Below are 18,782 nucleotides of genomic sequence, written 5' to 3'. Positions count from 1 at the left end.
TGCAGCAATGACCACCACGTTCCTGTCGCGCGACGAAGTCTGTGAACTCACAGGGCGGCGGCAGCATGCGGCCCAGGCCCGAGCACTGCGCGCGATGGGCATCGAGCACCGCGTGCGGCCGGACGGCTCCATCGCCGTTCTGCGCACGCACATCGAAACTGAAATGGCCCCTACCGCCACGCGACGCGTCGCGGAGTGGCAACCGAATTGGAGCGCAGCCTAATGCCACGACCGAGAAGCAAAGAGAACAAGGGTCTGCCGACCCGCTGGCGCCAGCGGAGTGGCGCCTATTACTACCAGGTGCCGCTCGGCCTTGAGGGTATGTGGGACGGAAAGAAGGAGTTTCGTCTCGGCTCGTCGCTGCCCGAGGCGTATCGCGTGTGGGCAGAACGTCTCGGCAAAATGGAAGAAACGCGCACTGTCGCCGAGCTTCTCGATCGCTACTCGCTGCAAGTCGTGCCAACGAAGCAGCCGACGACACGCGCGCAGAACCAGGTGGCAATTAAGCGCCTGCGCAACGTGCTGGGCGTGGTGCCGATCACCGCCGTCAAGCCGCAGCTCATTTATCAGTACGTCGAGCGGCGCGAAGCCAAAGTGGCGGCGCGGCGCGAAATCGAAATCCTGTCGCACGCCTTCACGAAGGCTGTCGAGTGGGGGATTCTGGATCGCCACCCGTTCAAAGGTGAGGTACGGCTTCCCGGGGAGAAATCGCGCACGAGGTACATCGCGGACTGGGAAATCGATGAGTGTCTCACGCTCGAGCCGAAGCGGAAGAAGGGTAGCGTGCTCGCCCTGCAGGCTTACATCAAGATCAAGCTGCAAACCGGCATGGCGCGGAGCGATCTTCTGCGTCTTCAGCCGGACCGCGATTTTGACGACGACGGCATCCACATCATGCGCCACAAGACAGCGGATAGCAGTGGCAAACGCACGATCTATGAGTGGACGGACGAATTGCGGGAGGCGGTAGCTGAAGCTGTTCGCGCACGGCCGGTGCGCACGTCCAAGTGGCTTTTCTGCACACTCGAGGGCGCAGGCTATATTGACGAGGAAACCGGACGCGCAGGCGGCTTCGATTCGATGTGGCGCGGCTTTATGGATCGCGTGCTGGCGGAGACCAAAGTCACTGAGCGGTTCACCGAGCACGACCTACGCGCCAAGGTGTCGAGCGACGCGGAATCGATCGAACACGCCCGCGCGCTACTCTCGCACACGACGACGCAGACCACGCAGCGCTCGTACCGGCGCAAGGCCGAAAAGGTCAAACCGCTGCGTCGGGGACGATCTGAATAGGAAAGCCCCGTCCGAATAGGAAACGGGGCTTTCGTAGAAAGGCTGAAAAGCCTTATGGAATGCGGTGGCGGAGAGAGGGGGATTCGAACCCCCGATAGGCTATTAACCTATACACGCTTTCCAGGCGTGCGACTTAAACCGCTCATCCATCTCTCCTGAATGGTCGCGCATTATAGCAGGTCGGCGACAACATCTCACCCTCTTTCGTGAAATGCGGCGTCAAATTCCTTTGGATGTCCGTCCTTAGGGCCGTCGGAGATGGTCTACAAGATGGCGGTCGCGCTCGCTGGGACGTCCGCCCAGCAAGCTAAACGCGATCGCGACCGCGAAACCCACCGGCACGCCGAACGCCCCCGCCGAGATCGGGTCTACCCCCCACCATCGGGTGCCCGCGAAGCCCGTCAGGCGGGTGAAGAACGGATACGTCGTCATGATGTAGTACACACACACCAGCAACCCGCTGACCATCCCCGCCGTCGCGCCCAAACGCGTCGTCCGCTTCCAGAACACCCCCAGCACCAGCGCCGGGAACAGACACGACGCCGCCAACGAAAACGCCGCCCCCACCAAAAACAAAATATTCCCCAACTTCAACGACGTCACATACGACGCAAACATCGCCACGCACAACAGCAATATCTTCGACGTCGTCACCCGCTTCTGACTCGACGCGTTCCGGTCCACCATGTGAAAGTACACGTCGTGCGACAACGCATTCGCAATCGTCAGCAACAGACCGTCCGCCGTCGATAACACCGCCGCCAACGCGCCCGCCGCCACCAACCCCGATATCACGTAAGGCAGCCCCGCAATCTCCGGTCCCGCCAGTACCAACATGTCCGGCTGCATCCAGATCTCGCCCCACTGCACCACGCCGTCGCGATAAACATCCGAGATATCCAGTTGCACCGGCGTCGCGTGGCGCCATTGCGTCACCCATCCCGGCAGGTTGTCGTAACGCGCGCCAACCAGATGCAGCAACACGTCGTACTTGAGCATCACCGCCAACGCTGGCGCACTCACATACAACAATGCGACGAAGAACAACGTCCAGCCTACCGAGCTACGCGCCCCCTGCACCGTCGCGGTCGTGCCGTAGCGCGTCAGGATGTGCGGCAAGCTCGCCGTCCCGATCATCAGACACACCATCAACAGCAAGAAATTCAGACGCTGCGAATTGCGCGTCGTGTCGTCACGCGCCGGGAACGGCTCCGTCATTGCACGCGGCGGCTCGCTGCGCTCGACGTACTGGTTGCGCATCTCCAGCCACTGGTTCTGCGCCTCGCCCACGTCCCGCGGAAACGCCTCCAGCTTCGCTTCGAGCACTTTCACATCCCGCAGCGGACCATTGCGACGCTTCGTGTCCAGCAACTGCCGCTCCAACTCCGCCCGCTCGCTGAAGAACGTATCCGGCAACCCGTCCAGCCGACGCTGCATCTGCTCCGCCTGCTCCCGGTAGTAGTCGCGCACCTCCCGCTCCGGCACAGAATTGCGCAACTCCTTTTCCAGCACCTCGACCTTCGCCAGCGCCTCGCCGTAGCTGAACTGCGGGAACCAGCCATTGCCTGTCTGATGGCCGATCATCGCCGTCGGCACCAGAAACGCGGTGATCATGATGATGTACTGCGCCACCTGCGTCCAAGTCACGGCACGCATGCCACCCAGGAACGAGCAGACGAGAATGCCCGCCAGTCCAAAGAAAATCCCGATCGTGAACTCGACACCGATGAAGCGCGACGCGATCAGCCCCACACCCTGAATCTGCGCAACGAGATACACGAACGAACACAGAATCGTCGAGAAGACGCCCAACGCACGCACGAGATTGCTGTCGTATCGCGTGCCCAGGAAGTCGGGCACCGTGTAGCGCCCCATCTTGCGCAAGTACGGCGCGAGCAAGAACGCCACCAGACAATACCCGCCCGTCCATCCCATGACGTAAGCGAGGCCGTCGTATCCGGAGACGTAAAGCGAGCCCGCCAGGCCCATGAACGACGCAGCGCTCATCCAGTCGGCTGCGCACGCCATGCCGTTGAACATCGGCGGCACGCGACGTCCGGCGACGTAATACTCGGCTGCGTCGGACGTGCGGGAGATAAGACCGATCACCGCGTACACGGCAATCGTCACGAAAAGGAAGGCGTAGCCGATCCACACGCCCGGGCCGTTGACGCGCTCAAGCAAGCCGATCATCAGCACGAACGCGAGAAATCCCGCCGTGTAATACAGGTAGTAGCGCAGCAACCTGCGCGTGAAACTCATCGGTAGGTCTGCGCCGAGGCGGCGCGAGTGGAAGCACTGCCAGCGCTACGTGATGTGGCGGGTGCCATCGCGCGCTCAAGTGTGTCGTCCGGCAAGCCGAGACTGTCACGACGCGCCTCGCGCAACTTGTGCAACGCATCGCGGTAACGCGCATCGTTGAGACGCTGCATCAACGCGTAGACGATGATCAGCCCAATGTCGATCAGGATCGAGCCTTGCGCCCCCATGTAGAACGGCAATGGCCATCCCGCGATTCGCACCGACGCCCACTCGCGCGCCCAGAACTGCGGGACGAAGGTCACGACAAAACCAATCACCATCAGCACCGCGACCAGCCACAACGTGCGACGCCAATGACGCGCCGCAATTGCGGCGGCTTCGCCATGCCAGTCGATGTCGATTTCAGCGCAGGACAAAGGGAGCGAGCCAACAGAGTTTTGCGAACGCGGCCTGCCCTCCGACATGACGTCAGAGGGCAGGCCGTTGGCATCGTGGGTCTGCGGCGCAGCAGCATTGCCGTGCGCGCCGGGCCGCGAGCGTTTCGTCATTGCAGGCGCAACGGAATCGAACCCGCGCTTACTGCGCCTGCTTCAGCTGGTCCAGGATGGCCGGGTTTTCGAGCGTCGACGTGTCCTGCGTGATCTCTTCGCCCTTCGCGATCACTCGCAGCAAACGACGCATGATCTTGCCCGAGCGCGTCTTCGGCAGGTTGTCGCCGAAACGGATGTCCTTCGGCTTGGCGATCGGACCGATCTCCTTGCCCACCCAGTTACGCAGCTCCAACGCCAGTTGCTTCGCTTCGTCCCCCGTCGGGCGCGAACGCTTGAGCACCACGAACGCGACAATCGCCTCGCCCGTCGTGTCGTCCGGACGCCCCACCACCGCAGCCTCGGCCACGATCGGGTTCGCCACCAGCGCCGACTCGATTTCCATCGTGCCCATGCGGTGACCCGAGACGTTCAGCACGTCGTCGATACGGCCCATGATCGTGAAGTAGCCGGTCTTCGCGTCGCGAATCGAACCGTCACCCGCCAGATAAATCTTGCCGCCCAGCTCTTGCGGGAAGTAGCTCGACTTGTAACGCTCCGGGTCGCCCCAGATCGTACGAATCATCGACGGCCACGGACGCTTGATCACCAGCATCCCGCCCTGACCGTTCGGTACGTCCTGACCGGTTTCGTCGACGATGGCCACCGCCACCCCCGGCAGCCCCAGCGTGCACGAGCCCGGCACCAGCGGCGTTGCACCCGGCAGCGGCGTGATCACATGACCACCCGTCTCCGTCTGCCACCACGTGTCGACGATGGGGCAACGACCGCGACCGACGTTCTCGTAGTACCACATCCACGCTTCCGGATTGATCGGCTCGCCGACCGACCCGAGAATGCGCAGCGACGACAGGTCGTACTTCTTCGGATGCACTTCCGGCGTCTGCTCCGCTGCCTTGATCAGCGAACGGATGGCCGTCGGCGCGGTGTAGAACACCGTCACCTTGTGACGGTCGATCATTTCCCAGAAACGACCCGCATTCGGATACGTCGGCACGCCCTCGAACACGACTTGCGTCGCACCCACTGCCAGCGGGCCATACGCGATGTACGTGTGCCCGGTGATCCAGCCGATGTCGGCCGTGCACCAGAAGACGTCGTCCGGCTTCATGTCGAACGTCCACTGCATCGTGAGCGACGCCCACAGCAGATAGCCGCCGGTGCTGTGCTGAACGCCCTTCGGCTTCCCCGTCGAGCCCGACGTGTAGAGGATGAACAGCGGATGCTCGGCGCTCACCCACTCCGGCTCGCACTGGTCCGACTGCGTAGCGACGAGGTCTTGCAGCACTTCGTCACGACCAGCTTGCATCGCCACATTGCCGCCCGTGCGACGATAGACGATCACCGACTTCACGTGTTCGCAGCCGCCCATCGCGAGTGCTTCGTCGACGATGGCCTTCAGGGGCAGCGCCTTGCCGCCACGCATCTGCTCGTCGGCGGTGACGATAGCGACCGCGCCAGCGTCGATCACGCGCTCGTTGAGGGACTTGGCTGAGAAGCCACCGAACACGACCGAGTGCGTAGCGCCAATGCGGGCACACGCCTGCATCGCGACCACGCCCTCAATCGACATCGGCATATAAATGACCACACGGTCACCCTTCTTCACGCCCTTCGCCTTGAGCGCGTTCGCAAAGCGGTTCACGCGCGCGAGCAGGTCGCGATAGGTGACGGGGGTCACCGTGCCGTCGTCGGCTTCGAAAAGGATGGCAGGTTTGTCGCCCAGGCCCGCTTCGATCTGGCGGTCCAGGCAGTTGTAGGAAGCGTTGATCTGACCATCTTCGAACCACGTATAGAACGGGGCGTTGGTCTCGTCGAGGACTTTGGTGAACGGCTTGTGCCAGGCCAGATTCTCGCGCGCCTGACGCGCCCAGAATCCCTCGTAATCCTTCTCGGCCTCGGCGCACAGCGCCTCATAGGCTGGCATGCCGGAAATGTTCGCTTTGGCGACCAGCGCCTGCGGCGGCGCGAAAACGCGCTGCTCCTGCAATACCGATTCAATTGCTGCCATGAGTTGTCCCCTCTTATGGATATGCAAATACCATTGCAATCAAGCCAAAACAAATCGCTAACGTCTCCTAACGTCACATTAAGACGAGCGACTTACTAACGCCTTACACTGGTGCATTCGACTCCCGTGCCTTGCGTGCGGGACTCACGCAGAACGCGTTGTCGCAGTGCAGCAAAGTGTGGCGTAATCGCTACAATCCTACGCTTATCACCCTCGTCCCGCCACCCCGGAATCGCCCGGAGCGCCCGTGAATTCGACATCTACGCCTCAAACAACCAGTCACAACCCTGCGGCCAAGCACGTCGCACCGACCGGCACCGACCGCCTGTTTGCCCGCTTTCCGAGTTTCGCGCTGGCGCTGGCGATGACGTTCGTCGGCACGAATGTCGGGATCGGCAAGACGATGGTCGCCGTCATGCCGGTGGCCGCGTTCGCACTCTGGCGCTTCGTCATCGCCATCATTGCGCTTGCGCCGCGCTACCGTCCCTCGGCCATGCGACGCGTCACCCGCAGCCAATGGGGCCACCTCTTCGTGCAGACGTTCTTCGGCACATTCCTCTTCACATTACTCATGCTCTACGGCGTGCGCATGACGACGGCCACGGCGGCCGGGGTCATCACCGCCACGCTGCCTGCCTGCGTGGCGCTGCTGTCCTGGGCCGTGCTGCGCGAACACCCGTCGCGACGCACGCTCGTCAGCATCGGGCTGGCGATTGCCGGGGTGGCGCTGCTCAATGCCTCGCGCAGCGACGTCCACGGTGCGAGCGGGGCCGACGCCAGCAGCGGCGCATGGCTGGGTAACGCGCTGGTGCTGGGGGCGGTGGTCTGCGAAGCGATTTACGTGATCGTCTCGAAGCGCCTCGCGGCGGAACTCTCGGCCATCGACATCTGCGCCTATACGCATCTGATCGGCGGCGCGCTGATGCTGCCGCTGGGCATCGTCGGGCTGATGGCGGTGGATTACTCAGCCCTCACACCCGGTCACTGGGCGCTTATCGTCTGGTACGGTCTCGCCGCCAGCGTCTTCTCGTTCTTCCTGTGGATGCGCGGGATTCGTCACGTCAGCGCGCAGCTTGCGGGGGTCTTCACGGCGATGGTGCCGGTCGCGGCTACGGCCTACGGCGTGATATTTCTGGGCGAGCGGTTGTCCGTCGCCCAAGGCAGTGCGCTGGCGTTGACGGTCGCGGGGATCGTGCTCGCGGCGCTGCCGTCCGCCGGTTCGCGAAAGACGCTATTGCCAGCCCGGGACTGAATCGGACACGGTGCCGTCCTCAAGACGTTGTAAAATGCCCGCCATGCCGGATAGCGCGCCGCGCTATCCGTGCCCGTGCACTTTGCTTGCGATTTGCGTAACCGATAACTAGAGCCCGCGTCACGAGGCGCAGGTCTACACCCCGTCAAATTAGCCATGTCGACTCCCGGCCGCCCGTCCGATGCGCCGCCGCGCACCGCTCGTCCGATGCGTCCCCTGCCCCGCGTCATTTTCTTCAGCCGCTGGCTGCAACTGCCGCTGTACCTCGGACTGATCGCCGCGCAAGGCGTCTACGTCTACAAATTCCTCGTCGAGCTGTTCCATCTGGTGACGCACGCCGCGACCTTCGACGAAACGCAGATCATGCTCGTCGTGCTCGGTCTGATCGACGTGGTGATGATCTCGAACCTGCTCATCATGGTGATCATCGGCGGCTATGAGACCTTCGTCTCGCGCCTCGGCGTGGAAGGCCACCCCGACGAGCCCGAGTGGCTCGATCACGTGAATGCCGGTGTGCTCAAGGTGAAGCTGTCGATGGCGCTTATCAGCATCTCGTCGATTCATCTGCTTAAGACGTTCATCGATGCGGCCCAGCAAACGCCGCACACGATCATGTGGCAAGTCATCATTCACTGCGCTTTCCTGCTTTCCGCCGTGGTCATGGCCTACGTCAACAAGATGACGAACGACAGCCATGCACCGGCGTATGCGTCCGCGCAGCATTGAACAGAATTTAGCCGTAGCAAGTCAGTACAAAAAACCAGTCCCCCACTAAGTCGAGAGCCGTTTCATGTCTACCGTCATTAAAGAAGACGACGTCATTCAGAGCGTCGCCGGTGCCCTGCAGTACATCAGCTACTATCATCCGGACGATTACATCCAGGCACTGGGTCGCGCCTACGAGGCCGAAGAAAGCCCGGCCGCCAAGGATGCCATCGCGCAGATCCTGACCAACAGCCGCATGTGCGCCGAAGGCCGCCGTCCGCTGTGCCAGGACACCGGCATCGTGACCGTCTTCGTGAAGGTCGGCATGAACGTGCGCTGGGACGCCAAGCGCAGCCTCACCGACATGATCAACGAAGGCGTGCGTCAGGCTTACATGCACCCGGACAACGTGCTGCGCGCCTCGATCGTCGCGCCGCCGGAAGCCGGTCGCAAGAACACGAAGGACAACACGCCCGCCGTCATCCACTACGAAATCGTGGAAGGCGACAAGGTCGACATCACGGTCGCAGCCAAGGGCGGCGGCTCGGAGAACAAGTCGAAGTTCGTGATGCTCAACCCGTCCGACTCGATCGTCGACTGGGTCGTGAAGACGGTCCCGACGATGGGTGCCGGCTGGTGCCCGCCGGGCATGCTCGGCATCGGTATCGGCGGCACGGCCGAGAAGGCCATGGTCCTCGCGAAGGAATCGCTGATGGACCCGATCGATATCCATGACGTGATCAAGCGCGGTCCGCAAAACTGGAACGAAGAGCTGCGTATCGAGCTGTTCGAGAAGGTCAACGCACTGGGCATCGGCGCGCAGGGCCTCGGCGGTCTGGCCACCGTGCTCGACGTCAAGATCCTCGACTACCCGACGCACGCCGCGTCCAAGCCGGTCGCCATGATCCCGAACTGTGCCGCGACGCGTCACGCGCACTTCACGCTGGACGGCTCGGGCCCCTCGTTCCTCGCCGCGCCGTCGCTCGACGCCTGGCCGAACGTGCACTGGGCGCCGAACACGGAAACCAGCAAGCGCGTCGATCTGGACACGCTCACGCCGGAAGAAATCACGAGCTGGAAGCCGGGTCAGACCCTGCTGCTCTCGGGCAAGATGCTCACGGGCCGCGACGCCGCGCACAAGCGTATCGCCGACATGGTCGCCAAGGGTGATCCGCTGCCGGTGGACTTCAAGGGCCGTGCGATTTATTACGTCGGTCCGGTCGATCCGGTGCGCGACGAAGTCGTCGGCCCGGCAGGCCCGACCACGTCGACCCGCATGGACAAGTTCTCCGATCTGATGCTCGGCAAGCTCGGCCTGTCGGTGATGATCGGCAAGTCGGAACGCGGCCCGGCAGCGATTGAAGCCATCAAGAAGCAGAAGGCCGCCTATCTGATGGCCGTCGGTGGTGCCGCGTACCTCGTGTCGAAGGCGATTCGTGGCGCACGCGTGCTGGCCTTCGAAGACCTCGGCATGGAAGCCATCTACGAATTCGACGTCAAGGACATGCCGGTGACGGTTGCCGTCGATTCGACCGGTGTCTCCGTGCACCAGACCGGCCCGAAGGAATGGCAAGCCAAGATCGGCAAGATTCCGGTCGCGGCGGAGTAAGTCTGGCTGAGTCTGACGTCACGTCAGTCAGTTGAAAAAGCCCGGATTCGTCCGGGCTTTTTTTCGTCTTCCGTCGGTGGTCGATTGCGGCTGCGACGGTGAAAAATGTCATGGAAAAGAGCGAGAATAACTCGCATTACCATTCACGAAAAGCCTTGTGAGGCTTGGCTTTCCGCGCTTTTCAAGCTACTCTTCAACCGCTCGCAAATTGCTTAAGACAGGGATCCAAAATGAAAGGCGACAAGAAAGTCCTCGAACTCCTCAATGCCCAGCTCACGAACGAGCTGACGGCGATCAACCAGTACTTTCTGCACGCCCGCATGTACAACCATTGGGGCCTGAACAAGCTGGGCAAGCACGAGTACGACGAATCCATCGGCGAAATGAAGCACGCCGACAAGCTGATCGAACGCATCTTCATGCTCGACGGCCTGCCGAACCTGCAAGATCTGCACAAGCTGCTCATTGGTGAGAACACCGAAGAAATTCTGAAGTGTGATCTGAAGCTCGAATATCTCTCGCAGAAGACCTGCAAGGAAGGCGTCGCTCACTGCGAAAGCGTGAAGGACTTCGTCTCGCGCGAAATCTTCAACGAAATCCTGCACGACACCGAAGAACACATCGACTGGCTGGAAACGCAGATCGATCTCATCGGCAAGGTCGGCATTCAGAATTACCAGCAGTCGGGCATGGCGTCGTTCGAAGAATAAGCCCGACACCCCGCAAAACCCAGATAATAAAAGCGCATCACCGCACTGTAGGCACCGTATCCTCCGATATCGGGTCGCAGGCTTTGCGCTAGAATTTCAGGGCCGACAATTTGTCGGCCCTTTTTCATTTGCCATGCCCTCCAACGCGCCGATTGGCGTCTTCGATTCCGGCCTCGGTGGCCTCTCGGTCCTTCAGGCCGTTCGCGCTCTGCTTCCGCACGAGTCGCTCATCTATGTCGCCGACTCCCGCTACGCGCCGTACGGGGAACGCCCGGATGCCTTCCTCCAGCAACGCAGTCTCGCCATCGGCCGATGGCTGCGCGAGCACGGTGCCAAGGCATTCGTCGTAGCCTGCAACACGGCGACGGCGCATGGGGTGGCTGCGCTTCGGGCTGATGACGCCTGGCCGGTCGTCGGCGTCGAACCCGGGATCAAACCGGCTGCCGCCACGTCGCGCAGCGGTGTGATCGGCGTGCTGGCTACGGCCGCCACGCTGCGCAGCGCCCGCTTTGCAGATTTGCTCGCACGTCATACCGCGCAAGGACAGCGCTTCCTGTGTCAGCCCGGCCATGGGCTGGTCGAACGCATCGAAGCCGGGGATGTCGATTCCCCTGCGGTGATGGCGCTGCTCGACAAGTACATCGCGCCCATGATTGCCGAAGGGGCCGATACGCTCGTACTCGGCTGCACGCATTACCCCTTCCTGATTCCCGCCATCCAACGACATTTCGGCACTGCGCTGACGTTGATCGATACGGGGGCTGCCATCGCCCGTCAGCTTCAGCGCCGACTTGAAGACGCTGATCTGGCCGCCCCCGTAATTTCGGAAAGCACGGTTGCCAGCGGCAGCATCCAGTTGTTCACCACCGCCAACGCCGTGGCACTACAAACGATGGCGGATCGGCTGATGCCGGAAGCACCCGCCGCTGCCGGTTCGACTGCCGCAACCAACGTGTCGCACATTTGCGCCACCTCCGGCGATGTTTCCCGTCACCCCGCCGCACCCCGTGTAGCCACTGTCGAGATTGCCGAAACCGCGCCGCAGGCCGCAGCCGGTCTGGCTTTGCCGTAAGACCTTCCCATCATTCCCGCTTGACATCCAGTCCGTATATCCCTGAGGGGTATATGGGATAGGTCAATGGCGCTTGCAAAAGGCGCCAACTTAAATAATAATTATTCTCATTAGTGTTACATTTTGACGTTTTCATCATGATCGTCTGCGTCTGTAAATCCGTTTCCGACCGCCAGATCAAGGCCTGCATCGATGCCGGTGCCACCACCATGGAAGATCTTCAGATCGACCTTGGCGTTGCATTGTGCTGTGGCAAGTGCGGTCCGTACGTCCAGGAGATGGTGACCGGTGCCACGCCGTGCTGTGGTCGCTCGTGCGGTGGCTGCTGCCAGTCCGCGCATGGCGAGACGACGGAAGTCGAAGTCGTGATGGTGCGGCAGGAACTCGCACTGGCCGCTTAAGCGCCGTGCACGGGTCTTCGGACCCACGGAATCCGCCTGCGTGACTGGCATCGACTGAGGTCACGGGGCAACGGAGCCAGCCAGGCGTCTTGAGGCGTCATGCGCCAGCCAGCGACTTGTCACCCTGGAGGTGTCAGATGGAACTCCTGATTGGCTTTGTTTCGACGCTATGTTTATCGTTTTTCCTGTTTCGAAGGTGAGTTGCAGCACGGCTTCCAACTCACTGCGTTCGCCGACCGCGCCCCTTGGCGCGGTTTTCCTTTGATCGTACGTCCGGCCACTCTCGAACCCGAGGCTTCGCACACCGCGTTTCACTCACCGTTCATCGCCGCAATTTAGCGTACCCTAGCCGTTATCATGTCGACCGCCGTACCCCCCGCCGTGACCTCATCCGGCCTTGCGTCCACGCAATTCCGAGATCCGCTGCAATCGCCGCGAACGCTTGCGATTGCTGCCGCGATCGTCGTCGTCCACATTGCCGCTCTGATCGGTCTGTCGCACCTGCGCAACGAGCCTGAGCAAGCGACGATCGAGCCGACGACGTTTACCGCCACGATCATTCCGCTCACGCCCGCCCCGACGCCGCCGCAACCCGCGCCGCCCAAACCGCAGCCGGAACCGCCCAAGCCGAAGGTCGCGCCGCCGCCGCCCAAGCCGCGCGAGCAGCCCAAGAACGCCATCACGCAAAAGGCCGAACCGGTCGCCCCGCCGCAACAGGCACAGGTCGAGCCGGTGCAGAACGCAGCGCCCACGCCGCCGGCACCGCCCGCACCGGCCCCGGCACCGGCACCGTCCGGCCCGATCGAAGGTCTCGCCGTGAAGTGCGACGAGCCTCGCGTGGCCTACCCGACGCAATCGCGTCGCGTCGGCGAAGAAGGCACCGTTACGTTGCGTCTCGTGATCGACACCCGTGGGGTGGTCTCGAGCGCCAATGTCGTCAAGTCGAGCGGCTTCCCCCGTCTCGATCAGGCCGCCCGCACCGCCGCACTGGCGATGCGTTGTGCGCCCCCGATGCAAAACGGCCGTGCGGTCGAAGCCGCCGCGACCAAACCGTTTAATTTCAATCTGAACGACTAACGAATTGGATTTTCCGAGGAACGCAAAATGCAAGAGTATGGTTTGAGCCACGTCTGGTCGCAGGGCGATTTCGTCACCCGCGCCATCGCGATCGTATTGCTGGTGATGTCGGTGCTGTCGTGGACGGTCATCATCATCAAGGGCACGCAAGTCTTCCGCCTGAGCCGCCTCACGCGCTCCGCCGAGCCGGACTTCTGGCACTCGGAGAATTTCTCCGCCGGTCTGCAAAAGCTGGGCGAATCGGGTCAGAACAACCCGTTCCTCGCGCTGGCCCTCGCCGGTCAGGACGCCGCCGAACATCACCGTCAGAGCCAGCCGCATCTGCACGACAAGATGGACGTGAGCGACTGGATCACGCGTGCACTGAAGAATTCGGTGGACGATACGGTGTCGCGCCTGCAAAGCGGTCTGGCCATGCTGGCCTCGATTGGCTCGACCTCGCCGTTCGTCGGTCTGTTCGGCACGGTGTGGGGCATCTACCATGCCCTGCTGGCCATCGGCGCATCGGGTCAGACGACCATCGATAAGGTCGCAGGCCCCGTGGGCGAAGCCCTGATCATGACGGCCTTCGGTCTGTTCGTAGCCATTCCGGCCGTGCTCGGCTTCAACGCCCTGACGCGTGCCAACAAGGGTATCGTCTCGAAGCTCAACCGCTTCGCGCACAGCCTGCACGGTTACTTCCTGACGGGCGCCAGCGTGCACTCGACGCAGTTCACCAGCAACGTCACGCCGGTGCGCAAGTCGACGTCGGCCAGCGCCAGCTAAGCCGCCGCGCAAGACAAGGAGTTCGCTATGGCTATGGGTTCATACAGCAGCGACGACGGTGCCGATGACGCAATGATGAGCGAGATCAACATGACGCCGCTCGTCGACGTCATGCTGGTGCTGCTGATCATCTTCATCGTGACGCTGCCGGTGCTCAATCACGCGGTCAAGCTCGACCTGCCGCAGGCGAGCAGCCAGCCGGAAGACACGAAGCCTGCCAAGGTCGACCTGTCGATCCAGGCAGACGGCAGTGTCTTCTGGGACAAGCAGCAGATCGACGACGACACGCTCAAGGCGCGTCTGGCGCAGGCCGCCGAAGCGCAGCCTCAACCGGAACTGCACCTGTTCGCCGACAAGAGCGTGCGTTACGAAAGCGTCGCCAAGGTGCTTTCCGAAGCGCAGACGGCAGGCGTGACCAAACTCGGTTTCGTGACCGAGCCGGCGAAGTAAGTCGTGCAGTAAGCCGGTCAATCCACGAATCGCAGAAGTGAAAAGCGCGGTGCCAGTCACCGCGCTTTTTTTCGTCTGTGCAGTTCGAAATCCGTTGCGATTTCACGGACTTCTTACCCATTGTTCCAATCGGGTAACAATCCTTCCTGTGTTACGGGCTACTCCCGGTGCCATACGTCCGCATATAGTCTGGACATGACAACGGATGTCGGCGACACCCGAAGCGGCTGCGAGGCATGCTTCGCTCGTCCATCCCCAACAGGAGAACACCCCCATGAGCACTCCCTACACCCGCCCGGTTGCCCGCGTGTTTACCGCAGCGCAAACACAGGAAGGCGCTGGTTTTCACGTCAACCGCCCGTTCCCGACGCGCATGATGATGGACTTCGATCCGTTCCTGCTGCTCGACGAAATGGGCCCGATGCAAGTGGCCCCTGGCGACGCCAAGGGCGCACCCGATCACCCGCACCGCGGTTTCGAAACCGTCACCTACTTACTCGCTGGCGAGATGGAGCACCGTGACTCGCAAGGTCACGCAGGCAAGCTCACGCCGGGCGACGTGCAATGGATGACGGCCGGTGCCGGGGTGATTCACTCGGAAGAGCCGTCGCACGCGTTCCAGCAACGCGGCGGCGAGATGCACGGCTTCCAGCTGTGGGTGAATCTGCCGAGCACCGACAAGATGATGACGCCGCGCTATCAGGAGCTGCCCGCCGCCGGTATTCCCACGGCAACGAGCGACGACGGCAAGGTCTCCGTACGCGTCATCGCTGGCGAGGCGCTGGGCACACGCGCCGCCATCGAAACGCGTACGCCGATTCTGTATCAGCACTTCACGCTGCAACCGCAGGCGCTGCTCGATCATCCTGTGCCTGCGGATTTCAACGTGTTCGCCTACGTCATCGACGGCGAAGGGCATTTCGGTGCGGAGTCGACGCCAGCCAAAGCCCATCAGATGGTCGTGTTCGGCACAGACGGTGAGGGTGTGACCGTGCGTAACGATGGCGACAAGCCGCTGTCGTTCCTGCTCATCGGCGGCAAGCCGCTGGGCGAACCGGTGGCGCGCTACGGCCCGTTCGTCATGAACACGGAAGGCGAGATTCGTCAGGCGATTCTCGACTTTCAGGCGGGACGTATGGGGCACATTCCGGCGTCCGTGTCGCGCACCTGACGGGAAACCGCACCCGCCCGCTCACGAAGCGACATTCACATCGTGAGTGGGTGGGTGACGCATCGTCATACGCCGACGGTCCGGCGAAATTGGGTCACAATGACACTCACTGTACGCAGCAAGCGTTGAGTGTTTTGTGACCCGATGTTTTGATGCCGCAGATCCCCGGAACTGCGGAGCATCGTGACGGGCCGTTTTCATCGAAGTGAATCAGGATCCATCCAGACCTCCAGGAGCTGCCATGGCCGCAGAAGCGATTGTCACCGCCCACTTGGGCGCCGCCGGATACACCACCCAACTGTCGGACGGCAAACACGAATGGCTTGCCGACGAACCCGAATCGCTGGGCGGCGGCAACCTCGGCCCGGCCCCCTCGGCGCTGCTGCTCTCGAGTCTGGGGGCCTGCACGTCGATCACGCTGCACATGTATGCACGCCGCAAGGAGTGGCCGCTCAAGGACGTGAAAGTGACGCTTGCGATGAATCCGGATGGCAAACCGCCTGCGGGCACCACGCAGATCACGCGCAAGATCGAACTGGCGGGCGATTTATCGGAGGAACAGCGTCAACGTCTCTTGGAAATCGCCAATGCGTGCCCAATTCACAAGGTGTTGTCCGGCACCATCGCCATCGACAGTTCGTTGGTTGAGTAATATCCGGCACGAGGCAGGCGCTGCATTCGCATTTTCGGTAAGCGCCGGCCCTCATCGACAGAAGGGGAAATAGTCTTGCAGTACGAACACCTGATCGAGGTCAACGACCTCCTGAATCCGCTGACCCTCGCGCTCTCGCGCGATCAGCTGTGGCGTGGCCTCGTGCTGCGCGCCGAACAGCCGGAGGCATTCGTGCTGGGACTCGACGAGTGCACGATGCTTGAACGCACCGAAGACACGTTGAGCCGCGAACTGCGCTTCGGCGAGACCGTCGTGCTGGACCGGGTTGTCTTCGATTCCATGCAATCGGTGCGCTACGAGACGGCAGCGACCCACGCACACGCGGGCGGCACCCTTACGATGCGTATCGAAGAGCCGAATCCGACGCATCTTTTCGTACGATTCACGTATAGCACGACGCTGCAAGAAGACGCCGTGACCGCCGACACGCGCTACAGCGAGTTTGTGAAATCGGCCTATCGCGAAGCCGACATCGACACCGTCCGTCGAATTCGCGAGTTTGCCGAGCAAGGCGCGTTGGACTGATCGACCGTCCTGGCCTTGTGGCCGGGGCTGTCGTCGATTTGGCTGCCGGGTTTGCTGGATGGCGGATCCCATCGTCCAGCAAACGCAATTTAGATAAAAACTACTGAACGAATAAAAATAATAGTCAAATTCAAATATAAATGGGAATGATTCTCATTTAAGATTCATCTCACAGTCAGCCACACGGATGAGCGAGATGACCGCAAGCCACACCACTGCCCGCCAGACCACGCCCGCCACGGCACCGCGTCGCACCTTGTCGGTGTCGCGTACGCAAGTGGCCAGCCCGGTGGCAGAAAAGCCGGCCACCAGCCAAACCACCGGTCGCGTGCTGACGAGCGATCACCTGCTGCAGGGCACGCAATGCGTGAACATCCTGCACAACGGCCAGACTTACCAGCTACGCGCTACGCGTTACGGCAAGTTGATCCTGACGAAGTAAGCAATTGAGTTCAACGCAGTAGACGTCAAGCAGTCAGGCTTTTTTAACGAATTTTGGCGGCGGCGAGACCACGACCTTGCCGCCACCTTCACCGAGTTTTGTGGGGACCACCTCGCCTAAGAGGTGTTTGGCAGTAGCCAGCGAACGCAACGCGATCCCATGTAGTTACGGCAAGCCCCTCTCTACCTGCGTTGCGCGCCAGCCAAGCCGCTTTTTTTGTCTATCCACTCGGGTTTCATTGATGTTCTCCTCGTGACTAACCTGCCAAGCCTCAGGTTTGTCATACGGCCTGACAAGCCTTTAACCCGTTCGCGAGAGCGGGTTTTTCTTTTTTGGCGCAGGGTTTCACGTACAAAAAAAGCATCGCCAACTTTCATTGGCGATGCTTTTTTTGCTTTCTGCGCTGTCACGGCATCGGATGCCGCGCCAGCGCATGGTGACGCGCGATGCCAGGCGGATGAATTACGCGCCGGTGACGGCTGCGATGCCCGCGCGGGCGATCTGCGCGTCCTGGTTCGACTTCACACCCGAGACACCCACTGCACCGATCACGTTGCCATCGACAACGATAGGCACGCCGCCCTCGAGCATGGCCGTGTTCGGTGCGCTCAGGAACGCGAAGCGGCCACCGTTGATCATCTCTTCGAACGCACCGCTCTCACGACGGCCGACCGCCGAGGTCTGCGCTTTGCCCAGCGACATCATGGCCGTGCTGGGGGCAGCACCGTCCATGCGATACAGCGACAGGGCATGGCCACCGTCGTCGACGATCGTAATGCACACGTTCCAGCCGTTCGAAATGGCTTCCGCCACGGCGGCCGCGTTGATCTTCTGCACGTCTTCAACGCTCAGGACAGCTTTCGTCTTCATACGTCTCTCTCGTTTAGGGTTGGCAAGTCATGGAGCCCGCACGACGGCAAAGCTCCGAATCATCATTGTCTTTATTTGTTTCCGCCAGCGACGACCGCTCAATGTCCCACACTCAGCGCCATCCACTCGCGCAGCGACACACGCGTGGTGCGCAAGCCGTCGAGCGTTGGCCACCAGCCGGACGCGGCGTCGGGCTCCAACGCGTTGGCATCGCAGCACGGTGCGGGTACCACCGTGAGGCCAGCACGCACGAACTGGTCGCGTGCACGGCGCATATGCCAGGCGTTCGTGACCAGATACACGCGCGTCACACCGACGTTGGTCAGCATGCGCGCGCTGAAAATGGCGTTTTGCGCCGTGTTCAGTGATTGTCCTTCGATCCAGCGTACCGGTACGCCGAATTCCTCCTGAAGAACGTTTGCCATCAGTTGCCCTTCGGACACCGGATAGCCCGACGGCGCACCGCCGGAGACGAGTACGGGCAACTGCGCATGACGCGCCAGGAATGCGCCGTAACGCACACGAGCCAACGCACTGGGATGCAGATCCGCACCGTCGCGCCGACCGAACTCGGTTGCACCGAGGCTCACGCCGCCGCCGAGAATCACGACCGCTTGTGGCAGCGTTGCCGCCTCGTCGGAAGCAGACGACGAGCGCACCGCGTCGATCGTCTTGATGTCGAGCACAGGGGCCACGTCCAGGGAATGCGACAGGCGGTTACCGAACCACGGCGTGGCCTGCAACCAGAGCGCCAGCGCCGCAGCAATCGCCAATGCCTTACCGCTTCGCGGAAAACGCCGCCAGCAGACGAGCGCCATAGCGGCCAGCACCAGCACATTGGCAGGCGGCAGGAAGAGGCTGACGAGGAGATTTCGGGCGAGCCAATCGAAGGGCATCCGGCCAGTGTACTGGACCGGCCTTGCAAGTGCACCTTATCTCTATGATT

The 18,782-nt window shown here is 61.9% G+C and carries 20 protein-coding genes and 1 tRNA gene; 15 read left to right on the top strand and 6 right to left on the bottom strand.

Annotated features, from left to right (window positions below):
* Nucleotides 1–7 precede the first annotated feature (7 nt).
* Complete coding sequence (locus NTU39_RS05285) at nucleotides 8–223, top strand: DUF4224 domain-containing protein (RefSeq protein WP_257959370.1); 216 nt, start codon at nucleotides 8–10, stop codon at nucleotides 221–223.
* Nucleotides 223–1,293 (top strand): site-specific integrase, encoded by a 1,071-nt coding sequence (locus NTU39_RS05280; protein WP_257959369.1) that lies wholly within the window; start codon nucleotides 223–225, stop codon nucleotides 1,291–1,293. The genes NTU39_RS05285 and NTU39_RS05280 overlap by 1 nt, the downstream gene beginning before the upstream one ends.
* 65 nt (nucleotides 1,294–1,358) lie before the next feature.
* Here the strand turns inward: NTU39_RS05280 and NTU39_RS05275 are convergent.
* The 4 genes from NTU39_RS05275 to acs all read right to left on the bottom strand — a co-directional run bounded on the left by NTU39_RS05275 (nucleotide 1,359) and on the right by acs (nucleotide 6,114).
* Nucleotides 1,359–1,449: transfer RNA gene (locus NTU39_RS05275), tRNA-Ser, on the bottom strand.
* Between the two features lie 87 nt (nucleotides 1,450–1,536).
* The gene (locus NTU39_RS05270) at nucleotides 1,537–3,555 is read right to left on the bottom strand and encodes a sodium:solute symporter family protein (RefSeq protein ID WP_233328080.1); all 2,019 of its coding nucleotides are present in this window, start codon (nucleotides 3,553–3,555) and stop codon (nucleotides 1,537–1,539) included.
* Complete coding sequence (locus tag NTU39_RS05265; RefSeq protein ID WP_257959368.1) at nucleotides 3,552–4,103, bottom strand: DUF4212 domain-containing protein; 552 nt, start codon at nucleotides 4,101–4,103, stop codon at nucleotides 3,552–3,554. The genes NTU39_RS05270 and NTU39_RS05265 overlap by 4 nt, the downstream gene beginning before the upstream one ends.
* Nucleotides 4,104–4,131: 28 nt before the next feature.
* Nucleotides 4,132–6,114: an acetate--CoA ligase gene (gene acs / locus NTU39_RS05260; protein ID WP_150666718.1), complete on the bottom strand. Its 1,983-nt coding sequence runs from the start codon at nucleotides 6,112–6,114 to the stop codon at nucleotides 4,132–4,134.
* A gap of 364 nt (nucleotides 6,115–6,478) precedes the next feature.
* On the opposite strand from acs, the gene NTU39_RS05255 reads away from it, so the two are divergent.
* The 13 genes from NTU39_RS05255 to hemP all read left to right on the top strand — a co-directional run bounded on the left by NTU39_RS05255 (nucleotide 6,479) and on the right by hemP (nucleotide 16,966).
* Nucleotides 6,479–7,366: a DMT family transporter gene (locus tag NTU39_RS05255; protein ID WP_150666749.1), complete on the top strand. Its 888-nt coding sequence runs from the start codon at nucleotides 6,479–6,481 to the stop codon at nucleotides 7,364–7,366.
* 156 nt (nucleotides 7,367–7,522) lie between these two features.
* Nucleotides 7,523–8,092: a TIGR00645 family protein gene (locus tag NTU39_RS05250; protein ID WP_150666719.1), complete on the top strand. Its 570-nt coding sequence runs from the start codon at nucleotides 7,523–7,525 to the stop codon at nucleotides 8,090–8,092.
* 64 nt (nucleotides 8,093–8,156) lie between these two features.
* Nucleotides 8,157–9,680 (top strand): fumarate hydratase, encoded by a 1,524-nt coding sequence (locus NTU39_RS05245; protein WP_257959367.1) that lies wholly within the window; start codon nucleotides 8,157–8,159, stop codon nucleotides 9,678–9,680.
* Between the two features lie 230 nt (nucleotides 9,681–9,910).
* Entirely contained in the window at nucleotides 9,911–10,390 is a 480-nt protein-coding gene (gene bfr / locus NTU39_RS05240; RefSeq protein ID WP_150666720.1) for a bacterioferritin, read from the top strand.
* Nucleotides 10,391–10,523: 133 nt separating this feature from the next.
* Nucleotides 10,524–11,462, top strand: coding sequence for a glutamate racemase (gene murI / locus NTU39_RS05235; protein ID WP_257959366.1), 939 nt, complete (start codon nucleotides 10,524–10,526; stop codon nucleotides 11,460–11,462).
* Between the two features lie 137 nt (nucleotides 11,463–11,599).
* Nucleotides 11,600–11,863, top strand: a complete 264-nt coding sequence (locus tag NTU39_RS05230; RefSeq protein ID WP_257959365.1) for a (2Fe-2S)-binding protein — start codon at nucleotides 11,600–11,602, stop codon at nucleotides 11,861–11,863.
* A gap of 357 nt (nucleotides 11,864–12,220) precedes the next feature.
* Nucleotides 12,221–12,940 (top strand): energy transducer TonB, encoded by a 720-nt coding sequence (locus NTU39_RS05225; RefSeq protein WP_150666723.1) that lies wholly within the window; start codon nucleotides 12,221–12,223, stop codon nucleotides 12,938–12,940.
* A 27-nt stretch (nucleotides 12,941–12,967) separates the two neighbouring features.
* Complete coding sequence (locus NTU39_RS05220) at nucleotides 12,968–13,705, top strand: MotA/TolQ/ExbB proton channel family protein (RefSeq protein WP_257959364.1); 738 nt, start codon at nucleotides 12,968–12,970, stop codon at nucleotides 13,703–13,705.
* Between the two features lie 27 nt (nucleotides 13,706–13,732).
* On the top strand, nucleotides 13,733–14,155 hold the full coding sequence (locus tag NTU39_RS05215; protein WP_039396348.1) for an ExbD/TolR family protein: 423 nt from the start codon (nucleotides 13,733–13,735) through the stop codon (nucleotides 14,153–14,155).
* A 274-nt stretch (nucleotides 14,156–14,429) separates the two neighbouring features.
* Nucleotides 14,430–15,326 carry a pirin family protein gene (locus tag NTU39_RS05210; RefSeq protein WP_150666724.1) on the top strand — a complete coding sequence of 299 codons (897 nt, stop codon included), beginning with the start codon at nucleotides 14,430–14,432 and terminating at the stop codon, nucleotides 15,324–15,326.
* A gap of 241 nt (nucleotides 15,327–15,567) precedes the next feature.
* Nucleotides 15,568–15,978 carry an OsmC family protein gene (locus tag NTU39_RS05205; protein ID WP_039396342.1) on the top strand — a complete coding sequence of 137 codons (411 nt, stop codon included), beginning with the start codon at nucleotides 15,568–15,570 and terminating at the stop codon, nucleotides 15,976–15,978.
* Nucleotides 15,979–16,053: 75 nt separating this feature from the next.
* Nucleotides 16,054–16,524, top strand: coding sequence for an SRPBCC family protein (locus NTU39_RS05200; protein WP_257959363.1), 471 nt, complete (start codon nucleotides 16,054–16,056; stop codon nucleotides 16,522–16,524).
* Between the two features lie 187 nt (nucleotides 16,525–16,711).
* Entirely contained in the window at nucleotides 16,712–16,966 is a 255-nt protein-coding gene (gene hemP, locus NTU39_RS05195) for a hemin uptake protein HemP (protein ID WP_150666726.1), read from the top strand.
* Nucleotides 16,967–17,428: 462 nt separating this feature from the next.
* On the opposite strand, the gene NTU39_RS05190 is transcribed toward hemP, so the two are convergent.
* A complete protein-coding gene (locus NTU39_RS05190; protein ID WP_150666727.1) occupies nucleotides 17,429–17,836 on the bottom strand; it encodes a GlcG/HbpS family heme-binding protein in 408 nt (135 codons plus the stop codon).
* A gap of 98 nt (nucleotides 17,837–17,934) precedes the next feature.
* Nucleotides 17,935–18,732 carry a YdcF family protein gene (locus tag NTU39_RS05185; protein WP_257959362.1) on the bottom strand — a complete coding sequence of 266 codons (798 nt, stop codon included), beginning with the start codon at nucleotides 18,730–18,732 and terminating at the stop codon, nucleotides 17,935–17,937.
* Between the last annotated feature and the right edge of the window lie 50 nt (nucleotides 18,733–18,782).

This window comes from Pandoraea commovens, assembly GCF_024704525.1.
Lineage (GTDB): Bacteria > Pseudomonadota > Gammaproteobacteria > Burkholderiales > Burkholderiaceae > Pandoraea > Pandoraea commovens.
Note: the sequence above shows the minus strand (reverse complement) of the source record. Positions and strands in the feature narration are given on the sequence as shown.

What these genes read in the sequence shown, in the direction of transcription:
- NTU39_RS05255 (WP_150666749.1), top strand. Translation starts at nt 6,479, where the DNA reads ATGACGTTCGTCGGCACGAATGTCGGGATCGGCAAGACGATGGTCGCC.
- NTU39_RS05285 (WP_257959370.1), top strand. Translation starts at nt 8, where the DNA reads ATGACCACCACGTTCCTGTCGCGCGACGAAGTCTGTGAACTCACAGGG.
- NTU39_RS05280 (WP_257959369.1), top strand. Translation starts at nt 223, where the DNA reads ATGCCACGACCGAGAAGCAAAGAGAACAAGGGTCTGCCGACCCGCTGG.
- NTU39_RS05215 (WP_039396348.1), top strand. Translation starts at nt 13,733, where the DNA reads ATGGCTATGGGTTCATACAGCAGCGACGACGGTGCCGATGACGCAATG.
- NTU39_RS05220 (WP_257959364.1), top strand. Translation starts at nt 12,968, where the DNA reads ATGCAAGAGTATGGTTTGAGCCACGTCTGGTCGCAGGGCGATTTCGTC.
- NTU39_RS05185 (WP_257959362.1), bottom strand. Translation starts at nt 18,732, where the DNA reads ATGCCCTTCGATTGGCTCGCCCGAAATCTCCTCGTCAGCCTCTTCCTG.
- NTU39_RS05265 (WP_257959368.1), bottom strand. Translation starts at nt 4,103, where the DNA reads ATGACGAAACGCTCGCGGCCCGGCGCGCACGGCAATGCTGCTGCGCCG.
- acs (WP_150666718.1), bottom strand. Translation starts at nt 6,114, where the DNA reads ATGGCAGCAATTGAATCGGTATTGCAGGAGCAGCGCGTTTTCGCGCCG.
- hemP (WP_150666726.1), top strand. Translation starts at nt 16,712, where the DNA reads ATGAGCGAGATGACCGCAAGCCACACCACTGCCCGCCAGACCACGCCC.
- NTU39_RS05205 (WP_039396342.1), top strand. Translation starts at nt 15,568, where the DNA reads ATGGCCGCAGAAGCGATTGTCACCGCCCACTTGGGCGCCGCCGGATAC.
- NTU39_RS05190 (WP_150666727.1), bottom strand. Translation starts at nt 17,836, where the DNA reads ATGAAGACGAAAGCTGTCCTGAGCGTTGAAGACGTGCAGAAGATCAAC.
- NTU39_RS05230 (WP_257959365.1), top strand. Translation starts at nt 11,600, where the DNA reads ATGATCGTCTGCGTCTGTAAATCCGTTTCCGACCGCCAGATCAAGGCC.
- NTU39_RS05210 (WP_150666724.1), top strand. Translation starts at nt 14,430, where the DNA reads ATGAGCACTCCCTACACCCGCCCGGTTGCCCGCGTGTTTACCGCAGCG.
- NTU39_RS05225 (WP_150666723.1), top strand. Translation starts at nt 12,221, where the DNA reads ATGTCGACCGCCGTACCCCCCGCCGTGACCTCATCCGGCCTTGCGTCC.
- murI (WP_257959366.1), top strand. Translation starts at nt 10,524, where the DNA reads ATGCCCTCCAACGCGCCGATTGGCGTCTTCGATTCCGGCCTCGGTGGC.
- NTU39_RS05250 (WP_150666719.1), top strand. Translation starts at nt 7,523, where the DNA reads ATGTCGACTCCCGGCCGCCCGTCCGATGCGCCGCCGCGCACCGCTCGT.
- NTU39_RS05270 (WP_233328080.1), bottom strand. Translation starts at nt 3,555, where the DNA reads ATGAGTTTCACGCGCAGGTTGCTGCGCTACTACCTGTATTACACGGCG.
- bfr (WP_150666720.1), top strand. Translation starts at nt 9,911, where the DNA reads ATGAAAGGCGACAAGAAAGTCCTCGAACTCCTCAATGCCCAGCTCACG.
- NTU39_RS05245 (WP_257959367.1), top strand. Translation starts at nt 8,157, where the DNA reads ATGTCTACCGTCATTAAAGAAGACGACGTCATTCAGAGCGTCGCCGGT.